The sequence below is a fragment of the Roseateles sp. P5_E11 genome, from assembly GCF_054049355.1.
Genome location: NZ_JBFUMO010000167.1, coordinates 1 through 10,862 on the forward strand (window position 1 = coordinate 1; position 10,862 = coordinate 10,862).

The window sequence follows — 10,862 nt, forward strand, 5'->3', positions numbered from 1 at the left end:
GGTCGGCTACGTGAAGCCGGAGGGGCGAACCGCGGTCGTGCTGGACGATGTCAGCGATGCCAGCTTCCATGCCGTCAATCTGCGGCGCGGGCACGGCGGGGCGGCGCTGTTCGTGCTGCGCGGCGTCAGCGATTTCTCGGCCAGGGACGTGCGCGGCATGCCGGACCGCGAGATCCCGGAGCGTGTGGATGCGCTGACCTTGTAGACATGCAAGACCATGTTCAACGCGCCCTACCCCACCGTCTTGCCCATCAAAACCAGAGCGATGACATGAAATACACCAAGCACACCCTCTCCCGGCGCGAGGCGTTGCGGGCCGCCCTCGCTGCTGCCGCCACCCCACTGGGCGCTGCGGCGGCAACGGCCGCGACGGCCTCCTTGTCCGGCGTGGCGAACGCCGCCGCCGGCAACCTGGCGCCGGGGAACGCCGAGGCCCGCCGCGCGCACCCGTCGCCAGCCCCGGAATGGGTGCTGACGACGCCCCAGGGCACGCTGCGGATCAGCGCGCTCTGCGACCGGGCGCTGCGAGTGCGCTTCCTTCCTTCGCAGGCCTCAACGCAGGCCTCAACGCCGGCGCCACCACCAAGCCTCGCGCTGCTGCCCGGCCGTGCCAAGCTCCTGATGAAGCAGACGCCGGGCGCTGATGCGACCCGCCTGGAACTGCCGGCCATCCGCTGCGAGGTGGACAACGGCACCGGGGCGCTGCGCTTCTTCGACCGTAACGGCGCCTTGCTGCTCGCTGAAGCGCCCGGCACCCGGCGGCTGACGCCGTCGCGGCTGGGCGACGAGCCTGTGTTCATCGCCGAGCAGGTGTTCGAGTCACCCGCCGACGAACGGCTCTACGGCACCGGCTGCTTCCAGGACGGCGCCATGGACCTGCGCGGCCACCCGCGCCGCCTGACGCAGGTGAACACGCAGATCAGCCTGCCTTTCATGCTGTCCAGCCGCGGCTACGGCCTGCTCTGGCACAACAACGGCATGGCCGAGCTGAACACGCCCGAGCAGCTCGTGGCGCTGAGCCGTGTCAACGCCGAAAGCAAGGCCGAAGTCGTGGATGTGACGACCACCACGGGCAATGCGCAGGTCGTGCGCAACCTGACGCGCTTTGAAGGCACGTTCCGAACGGAAACGGCCGGCCGTTTCGCCTTCCTCCTCGACGTTGGCCGCGCAATGGGTTCGCGCCACTCGGTGGAGATCGACGGCAAGTCCTGCGTCGAGATCGTGAACCACTGGCTGCCGCCGACGGTCGGCTTTGTCGTCGAGTTGCCGGCAGGCGAACACCAGGTGCGCATCCACGCCGACAAGGACGACTCTCCCTCTCTGCGCTTTGGCGCCGTGCGCGCCAGCACGGCGTGGCGCTCACCGGTGGCCGATGCCATCGACTACGTCGTCATCGCCGGCCCCAGCGCGGACGAGGTGTTCGAGGGCTATCGCGAGATCTCCGGGGCCACGCCGATGATGCCGCGCTGGGCCTATGGCTACATCCACTGCCGCGAACGCTTCCATTCGTCGCAGGAGATCGTCGACACGTTGCGCGAATTCCGCCGCCGCAAGCTGCCCGTCGACGTGATGGTGCAGGACTGGCAGTACTGGGGCCGTCACGGCTGGAACGCGATGCGTTTCGACGAGGCCCACTACCCCGATCCCGCCGCGCTGGTGCGCGAGGTGCACGGCTTGAACGGGCGGCTCATGCTGTCGGTGTGGGCCAAGATCGGGCGCGACACCGAGCTCGGCCGCAGCACCGCAGCCGCCGGCCATTACATCGACCAGACCGACTGGGTCGACTTCTTCGACCCGAAGGCCGCCGCCTTCTACTGGAACAACCAGCGCGAACRCCTGCTCAAGCTCGGCATCGACGCCTGGTGGCAGGACGCGACGGAGCCCGAGAACGACGACCTGGTGGGCCGGCGTACGGCCGCAGGCCGTGGTGAGCGCGTGCGCCTGGCCTACCCGTGGTACGTCACGCGTACCGTTTACGAAGGCCAGCGCCAGGCGGCACCTGACCGGCGCGTGATGATCATGACGCGCTCGGCCTTCCCCGGGCAGCAACGGCATGCGGCAGCCACCTGGTCGGGCGACATCGGCAACGACTGGGACACGCTCAAGCGGCAGATCCCCGCGGGCCTCAACATGGCCGCCGCCGGCTATGCCTACTGGACGGTCGACGCCGGTGGATTCTTCCGCCCGGGCGACGGCCAGTACACCGACAAGGCGTACCACGAGCGCCTGATCCGCTGGTTCCAGTACGCGACCTTCCTGCCGCTGCAGCGCGTACATGGCTACATGACCAACACCGAGTTCTGGCGCTATGGCGACAAGGTGGAGGCGGTTGCACGCCAGTACCTGGAGCTGCGCTATCAGCTGCTGCCCTACCTCTACAGCCTGGCCCACGAGGTGCATGCAAAGGGCGCACCGATCATGCGGCCGCTCGTGTTCGATTTCCCGCAGGACCAGCAGGCCCTGGACCAGGCGCACAGCTACATGTTCGGCCGCGCCCTGCACGTGGCGCCAGTGCTGGCGCCTGACGTGTCGAGCTGGCCCGTGTACCTGCCGCAGTCTGCGGGCGGCTGGGTCGATTTCTGGACGGGAGAACGGCGCGCGGGCGGCCGCACGCATGACGTGGCGTCGCCGCTGGAGCGCATGCCGCTGCACCTGCGCGCGGGCAGCATCCTGCCGCTCGGGCCGGTGCTGCAGTCCACCGCCGAGGCCACCGGTGAGGTGCTCGACCTCTACGTCGTGCCTGGCGCCAACGGCGCTTTCGACCTCTACGAGGACAGCGGCCTGGACTATGCCTACGAGAAGGGCGGGTTCAGCGTGATCCGCATGACCTGGGACGACAAGCGCGGCGTGCTGCGCCTGGCGGCGCGCAACGGGCGCTTCGCGGGCATGCGCACGACCAAGCGCTTGCGCATCCACCGCCTCGGCGACGGCGTGCCGACGCTGCAATCCAACCCGCTGCGCGAGGTGGTCTACACCGGGCACGCCGTCGAAATACGCCTGGGCTAACCGCTCTCCAGCCCCAACTCTGCTCACACATCCATGAAGACCACCACCCACCTCGCCATCGCCGCGCTCGCCCTGGCCGCATCGGGCGCCTACGCGGCCGACGCCGTCATCACCTCGCCCGATGGCCACGTCGCGCTGCGCATCGCCGACAACGGCGGCCAGTTCAGCGTCAGCCGCCATGGCGAAGCCGTCATCGCTCCCTCACCGCTGGGGCTTGATCTGGACGGCCAAGCCCTCGGCGCGTTGACGCTGGAGTCGCGCCAGGACGTCGCGGAGGACCGCGTCATTCCTCTCGTCGCTACGAAGGCGGCCACGGCCCGCGACCACTACCGCGGCGCCACGCTCACCTTCCGCGAGGCAGGCTCCGGCCGCCGCCTCTTCATCGATGCACGCGCCTACGACGACGGCGTTGCCTTCCGCTACCGCCTGGAAGACACCGGACCGGTGAAGCTGCGCGGCGAGCGCACGGCCTTCGTGCCGGCGGGCGACCCGACCTGCCTGGTTACGCCCACCGACGGTTCGCACGAGCAGGCGTTCGAGCGCCTGAAGGTCTCGCAATTCAAGGCCGACGCCGCCTACGACGTGCCGGTAGTCTGCGCCACGCCGTCGGGCCGCACCCACTACGCCATCACGCAGGCCAACCTGAAGGGCTACACCGGTGCCTCGCTGCGGCGCGAGGGTGAGGCGCTCCGCCTCCAACTGTCCGGCGTGCCGGGACGCGCCGGCCCGGCCTTCGTCTCGCCGGCCGGGCTGACGACCGCCTGGCGTGCCGTCATGCTGGCCGACCAGGCCGGCAAGCTGATCGAGTCGCACCTCGTCGGCAACCTCAATCCGGCGCCGCAAGGTGACTTCAGCTGGGTCAAGCCCGGCAAGGCGGCATGGGATTGGTGGTCCGGCCCACTGGTGGGCATGAAGCCCGACATGGGCGCCTACAAGCGCTTCATCGACTTCGCCGCCGAGTCCGGTTTCCCCTACTACCTCATCGACGCGAACTGGGCCTCCGGCCCGAGCGGCTGCTGCGATGCCAGCCCGGAGACCGACATCACGCGACCGGCCAAGGGCATCGACATGCCCGAACTCGCGCGCTACGCCGCAGCCAAGGGCGTGGGCCTGATGCTGTGGGCGCATTGGGCGCATGTGGACGCACGCATGGACGAGGTGCTGGACACCTACGTCCGCTGGGGCATCAAGGGCGTCAAGGTCGACTTCATGAACCGTGACGACCAGCAGGTGGTGGACTTCTACGAGCGCATTGCCGCCGCCACCGCCAAGCGCAAGCTGCTGCTGGACCTGCACGGCGCCTATGTGCCCGCCGGCCTGCAGCGCACCTATCCCAACTACATCACGCAGGAGGGCGTGCTCGGTGCCGAGTGGAGCAAGATGACCACGCGCACCACCCCCAGCCACAACGTGACCTTGCCGTACACGCGCATGCTGGTCGGCCCGATGGACTACACACCCGGAGGCTTCCGCAACGCGACACCGGCCACCTTCGAGGTGCGTGCAGTGATGCCACTGGTGCAGAACACGCGCGGCCAGGCGCTGGCGATGTACGTCGTCTACGACAGCCCGCTGCAGATGGTGTCGGACGACCCCACGAATTACCGCGGCGAGCCCGGCTTCGACTTCATCAAGCGCGTGCCGACGGCCTGGGACGAAACCCACTTCATCGCCGGCGAGCCGGGGCAGGACATCGTGCTGGCGCGCCGCCAAGGCAAGAACTGGTACATCGGCGCGATGACGGGCGACGAGGCCCGCACCGAGAAGGTGTCGCTCGGCTTCCTGCCGCCCGGCAACTGGCGCGCCACGATCTGGCAGGACGGCGAGGTCGTGCGCGAAGTGCGCCGCACGGAACGCAAGGTGACCCGCAAGGACGTGCTGAGCCTGTCGCTGGCCGCCGCGGGTGGCGCCGCCGTGGTGCTGGAGCCGCTACCGACGCCGTGAGCAGCGCGCTCACGCCTGTCATTCCATCCATCAACCACAACCCGTTTTCCCTCATGAACAAGTGCACTAAACAACTTCTCGTCTCTTCGATGCTCGCGGCGGGCCTCTTGGCCGGCTGTGGTGGCAGCAGCGCAGCCGCCGACGCGAAGCCCGTCGTCGTCGGCGGGACGCCGGCCCAGGCCATCGCCTTTGAATGGAAATCCAGCGAGGCGCTGATCAAGCCGCCGGCCGACCGGGCGGACATCTTCGGCGTCAAGGACCCGACCATCGTGTTCCACGACGGCCGCTATCACGTCTTCATGACCACTGCGGGCAAGAACGGCTGGGGCATGGCCTACACGAGCTTCGCGAACTGGGATGAGGCGCCGAAGGCCCCGCAGTTCATGCTCGAGAAATCGCCCATCGGGCCGGGCTATCGCGCGGCACCCCAGGTCTTCTACTTCGCGCCGCAGAAGCTCTGGTATTTGATCTTCCAGGGCGGTGACCCGCTCTATTCGACCACCCCCAACATCGCCGACCCCCACTCGTGGACGGCGCCCAAGCCCTTCTATTCGGCCATCCCGGACAGCGTCAAGAACGCCGAGGGCCATGCGGTCTGGCTGGACTTCTGGAACATCTGCGACGACAAGAAGTGCCATCTCTTCTTCACAGGCGACAACGGCAGCTTCTACCGCGGCGAGACGACGATCGACCGCTTCCCTCAGGGCTTCGCCGAACCCGTCGTCGTCATGGCGGAAAAACGCGATGACATGTTCGAGGCCAGCAACACCTACAAGATCACCGGCACCAACAAGTACCTGACGCTGATCGAGGCGATGGGGCCCAAGGGCCGGTATTTCCGCGCCTGGACGGCGGATCGCCTGGATGGCGCCTGGCAACCCGTTCCCGGCGCCCCGATGAACAGGTTCGCTGGCGCAGACAACGTCAAGTTCAACGGCCGGATCTGGTCCGAAGGCGTATCCCACGGCGAAATGATTCGCGACGGCATCGACCAGACTCTGAGCATCGACCCCTGCCAGCCGCTGAAGTTCCTCTTCCAGGGCCTGGACATGGAAAAGGGCAAGAACTACGACTACATCGAGCTGCCCTATCGGCTGGGCGTGATCACCGCCACCGCCCCGAACGCCATCAGCGAGCTGTGCAAGAAATGACTGCCTGCCCTGCCGCGGCAACTCGTCCCTGTCGGGCTGGCAGGCCCACCCACTGAGCTGCGTCCCCGGCGGCCAGCGCGACCAGCTATATCGATACCACGGCCGCCAATGGAACGCCGTACTTGTACGACCGGTGCGCAGTGTTCCCCGACCTGGTCAAGRCCATCGTCGACAACGCCAAGCGAGAGAGAACCCCATGTCAAGCCTGAGTAAACGCAGCTTCCTGACCACGCCGCTGCTGGCCGCCGCCGGCCTGGGCGCCGCCCGCATTGCACAGGCGCGAGACTGCGCGCCAGTGGCGCCCGCCCCATACAAGCCGCCGCCGCTGGCGTCCGGCCCGTTCACGGCCGCTGCCGAGTCGCTGCGCAAGTCGGCGGTCCCTGCGTGGTTCCGCGAGGCCAAGCTGGGCATCTGGTCGCACTGGGGACCGCAAGCCGTGCCCAGCCGCGGCGACTGGTACGCCCGATTCATGTACGTGCCCGGCCACCCGCACTACGACCACCACGTGAAGACCTACGGCCACCCGTCGGAGTTCGGCTACAAGGACATCATCAAGCTGTGGAAGGCCGAGCGCTTCGAGCCCGAAGCGCTGATGGACCGCTACGTGGCGGCGGGTGCGAAGTACTTCGTCTCGATGGGCGTGCACCACGACAACTTCGACTTATGGAATTCCAAGCACCACCGCTGGAACGCCACCCAGATGGGGCCGATGCGCGACGTGGTCGGCGAATGGGGCCGCGCCGCGCGCAAGCGCGGGCTGCGCTTCGGTGTCTCCGAGCACCTGGCGACCAGTCACAACTGGTGGTGGACCAGCCACCAGTGCGACCAGTTCTGGCCCAAGCTGGGCGTGGCCTATGACGGCGCCAAGCCCGAGAACTTCGACCTCTACCACGAGCCGCATAACACGCCGTACCTGAACCGGGGCGGCGACTGGTACACCAACAACCCGAAGTTCCACGAGATCTGGTACCGCCGCATCATCGACCTCATCGACAGCCACCAACCCGACTTGCTGTACTCCGACGGCGGCATCCCGTTCGGCGAGGTGGGGCGCGCCATGGTGGCCCACCTGTTCAACACCTCGGTCCGCCGCCATGGCGACATGCAGGCCGTGTACAACCACAAGTCGCTGGGGTCGGGCGAGTACATCGCCGAGGTGGGCGTGCAGGACGTCGAGCGTGGCGTGCTCCCGGGCATCAACCCGCTGCCATGGCAGACCTGCACCTCCAACGGCGACTGGTTTCACTCCGAGCACGACCGCTACAAGACGCCGGCGCAGGTGATCACGATGCTGTGCGACATCGTCAGCAAGAACGGCAACATGCTGCTCAACGTGGTGCAGCGCGCCGACGGCACGCTGACGGCCGAATCAGACCTGCTGATGACCGAGATGGCCGCCTGGATGAAGCTCAACGCCGAAGCCATCCACGGCACGCGGCCGTGGAAGATCCACGGCGAAGGCCCGACCGAGGCCGCCAGCGGCGCCTTCAAGGAGAACGTGGACTACACGGCGCAGGACATCCGCTTCACGACCCGCGGCGATGCGCTGTACGCGCTGACGCTGGGCGAACCCAAGGGCACGCTGAAGATCGCCGCGCTGCGCCAAGGCAACGCCCACGATCCGCGCCCGGTGCGCCGGGTCGAACTGCTGGGGGGCGGGCCGCTGAAATTCCGCCAGACCGCCCAGGCGCTGGAGGTCGACGTTCCCGAGCGCATGCCCAGCCGCCACGCCAGCGCGTTGCGCATTGCCCGCGGCTGAAGGCGCCAATGCGCCGGGTCGGATGAGCGGCGGTGTGGTCGCGTGATCGCGCGGTCTGCGGCCATCGACCAGAGAAGTGTCGTGAAAGCCGTTCATTAAGTAATGCGCAACCTGTGATCAGCGCCGCCATGTCAAGCCCTCAACGAACCCAACCTCGTTTCCCATCATGAAGAAGTACAGCAAACCACTCACCGTTCTCTCCATCGTCACCGCGACCCTGGTGGCCGGCTGTGGCGGCGGCGGCGGCGGTGGCGACGCACCCGCACCCGCTCCTGCTCCYGCACCTGCACCTGCACCTGCACCTGCACCTGCACCTGCACCTGCACCGGCTCCGGCTCCGGCTCCGGCACCTGCTCCGGCTCCGGCTCCGGCTCCGGCTCCGGCTCCGGCTCCGGCTCCGGCTCCGGCTCCGGCTCCGGCCGAGGGCACCACCTGGACGAGCGTGAAGTGGGGCGGCGGCGGCTACGTCACGGGCCTGGTCTTCCACCCGACCACCGCCAACCTGCTGTACGCGCGCACCGACATCGGTGGCGCCTACCGCTGGAACCAGCCCACGTCGTCCTGGGTGCCCATCACCGACGGCCTGGGCTTCGGTGGCGGCGAGGCCAGTTTCCACGGCGTCGAGAGCATCGCCGTCGATCCGAACAACGATCAGCGCGTCTACATGGGCGCCGGCATGTACACGTCCGGTGGCAACGGCCGCCTGTACATCTCCAGCAACCGTGGTGACCAGTGGACCTATGTCGCCCTGCCTTTCCCGCTCGGCGGCAACAACCCCGGCCGGGCCATCGGCGAGCGCCTGATGGTCGACCCCAACAAGCCGTCGACGCTGTTCTACGGCTCGCGCACAGCCGGCCTGTGGAAGAGCACCGACTCGGGCCTCACCTGGGCGCAGGTCACGTCGTTGTCGACCCTCAAGATGACCCAGGACCAGATCAACGCCAACGGCGGCACGGCCATGGGCGTCGAGACGGTCGTCTACGACACCGGCACCAAGGGCAGCGGCACGGCCACGCAGACGATCTACGCCCCCATCGCGCCGGACTATGTGCAGACCGCAGGCCTGGCCTCGAACCTGTACAAGTCCACCAACGGCGGCGCCTCGTGGACCCCGGTCACGGTGCCGATCTCCGGCTATCACATCCCGCACATGGTGCGTGCCGCTGACGGCATGTTCTACGTGGTCTTCACCAGGGACGCCGGTCCCGGCTCCGCCGGTCCCGCCCGTCTGTACAAGTTCGACGGCAGCAACTGGACCTTGCTCAGGAGCGACGACTCGGTCGGCTACGGCGGCGTGTCCGTCTCCGGCACCGGCGCGACCACGCGCATTGCGCTGGGGATCACCAACACCTGGGGCAACTTCCCCGGCCAGCGAATCCTCCAGCTGTCCGACGATGCCGGCCGGAACTGGCGCGAGATCGAAGCGATGACGCCGGGCGAGGTCTCCTGGGGCTGGATCGACGATGTGGAGATCGATCCCTTCAACCGCGATCACATCCTGCACGTCTCCGGCGGCGTCATGCAGACAAGCAACGCCTCCTCGGCCACGCCAACCTGGGCCATGACGGTCGACGGCCTTGAGGAGACGGCCGTGCTGGGCCTGGCCACGCCGCCGGCCGGCGCCACCTACACCGTCATCAACAGTTCGGGCGACGTCGGCGCCTGGGTGCACACCAACCTCACGACCAAGCCGACGCTGACGCCGGCCACCGACTGGAGCAACAGCTTCGCCGCCGACATGGCGTGGTCCGATCCGCAGTACATGGCCACCATCGGCGTCTACCTGGGCAACAACACCGCCTACGGCATGTGGTCGGGCGACGGCGGCAAGACCTGGGCGAAGTTCGCCACTTACCCGACGGGCGCGGCGCAAAACACGGGTGGGGAAGCGAGCATCGCCATCACCGCGCGCAACAAGGCAGTCTGGGCACCCGGCTACTCGGTGCCGTCCTACACCACGGACAACGGTGCCACCTGGGTGCCGACCAATCTGCCCGCGATCAACAGCGTCTTCCCCCGCGCCTACCACCTGGTTGCCGATCGCAAGAACCCGAACAAGGTCTATGCCTACGATTCCGGTGGCCACTGGTGGGGCACGCCGGGCAAGGTCTACACGTCGACCGATGGCGGCCACACGTTCACGCTGAGCCAGGGCTCGGTGAACGCCGGGCTGGCGCCGAACTACTTCGGCAGCACCTCGCTGGCGGTCAACCCCAACGTCGAGGGCGACCTCTGGCTGACCGACGGCAACGCGGTGTACCACTCGACCGATTCGGGTGCGAGCTGGGCCAAGCTCAGCAACTTCGCGTCGATCTTCACCGGCAACCCCTGGCCCCAGGTGCAGGGTGCAAGCGCCATCGCGCTGGGCAAGGCCAAGGCTGGCGCGCCGTACTCGGCCGCGGTCTACGTTGTGGGCGTCAGCAACGGTGTCTGGGGCGTGCATCGCTCTGATGACGGCGGCGCCACCTGGACGCGCTTCAACGACGACGCGAACCAGTTCGGCGGCATCGGCGTGATGGCGGCCGACCAAGCCATCTACGGCCGGATCTACATCAGCGGCACCGGCCGCGGAATGCTTTACAGCAACTGAAACAAGGGCTCGGCAGGCCGGTGTCCAGTTCTTGGCGCCGGTCTGCCGCTGCATAACGCTCGTGACCGGCGGAGACAACCGGCCGAGCACCTTCACTGAAAGGTAGAACATGAGAACCTTGATACACGCGCTGCTGCTTGCCTTTGGCACGAGCGCAGCCCCGCTGGCGCTGGCGCAAACCTGCGCGCCGACCGCCATCACGCCCTACATCAACGTCAATGGCACGTGGACGCAAACGGCATCGGCCACCATCAAGACCGGTGCCTCGGCCATCCTCGGCCCGCAGCCGATATCCGGGGGCATGTGGAGTTGGAGCGGCTGCGGCACCGCCGGTGCAGCGCGCGAGCAGACCATCCAACCGGCCGCAGCCTGCACGGCCACCGCCACCTACACCAACAGCTGTGGCGCCAAG

Annotated in this window: 8 protein-coding genes; 7 read left to right on the forward strand and 1 reads right to left on the reverse strand. The window is 67.8% G+C overall.

Translation table 11 applies throughout. The annotated features are described in order from the left end of the window. The 5 genes from ACXJKR_RS14230 to ACXJKR_RS14250 form a co-directional block, all read left to right on the forward strand. The coding region (locus tag ACXJKR_RS14230; protein WP_457323387.1) for a hypothetical protein at positions 1–205 on the forward strand (205 nt) is incomplete at its 5' end. 65 nt (positions 206–270) lie between these two features. Next, positions 271–3,006: a TIM-barrel domain-containing protein gene (locus ACXJKR_RS14235; protein ID WP_457323388.1), complete on the forward strand. Its 2,736-nt coding sequence runs from the start codon at positions 271–273 to the stop codon at positions 3,004–3,006. Between the two features lie 33 nt (positions 3,007–3,039). Further along, positions 3,040–4,950 carry a glycoside hydrolase family 97 protein gene (locus ACXJKR_RS14240; RefSeq protein ID WP_457323389.1) on the forward strand — a complete coding sequence of 637 codons (1,911 nt, stop codon included), beginning with the start codon at positions 3,040–3,042 and terminating at the stop codon, positions 4,948–4,950. Between the two features lie 53 nt (positions 4,951–5,003). Next, positions 5,004–6,101 carry a non-reducing end alpha-L-arabinofuranosidase family hydrolase gene (locus tag ACXJKR_RS14245; RefSeq protein ID WP_457323390.1) on the forward strand — a complete coding sequence of 366 codons (1,098 nt, stop codon included), beginning with the start codon at positions 5,004–5,006 and terminating at the stop codon, positions 6,099–6,101. A 196-nt stretch (positions 6,102–6,297) separates the two neighbouring features. After that, positions 6,298–7,860, forward strand: a complete 1,563-nt coding sequence (locus tag ACXJKR_RS14250; protein WP_457323391.1) for an alpha-L-fucosidase — start codon at positions 6,298–6,300, stop codon at positions 7,858–7,860. A gap of 206 nt (positions 7,861–8,066) precedes the next feature. Here the strand turns inward: ACXJKR_RS14250 and ACXJKR_RS14255 are convergent, their stop codons facing one another. Further along, complete coding sequence (locus tag ACXJKR_RS14255) at positions 8,067–8,210, reverse strand: hypothetical protein (protein ID WP_457323392.1); 144 nt, start codon at positions 8,208–8,210, stop codon at positions 8,067–8,069. 92 nt (positions 8,211–8,302) lie between these two features. On the opposite strand from ACXJKR_RS14255, the gene ACXJKR_RS14260 reads away from it, so the two are divergent. Together ACXJKR_RS14260 and ACXJKR_RS14265 are read left to right on the forward strand one after the other, a co-directional pair. Continuing rightward, positions 8,303–10,450, forward strand: coding sequence for a WD40/YVTN/BNR-like repeat-containing protein (locus ACXJKR_RS14260; protein ID WP_457323393.1), 2,148 nt, complete (start codon positions 8,303–8,305; stop codon positions 10,448–10,450). Positions 10,451–10,559: 109 nt separating this feature from the next. After that, the coding region (locus ACXJKR_RS14265) for a hypothetical protein (RefSeq protein WP_457323394.1) at positions 10,560–10,862 on the forward strand (303 nt) is incomplete at its 3' end.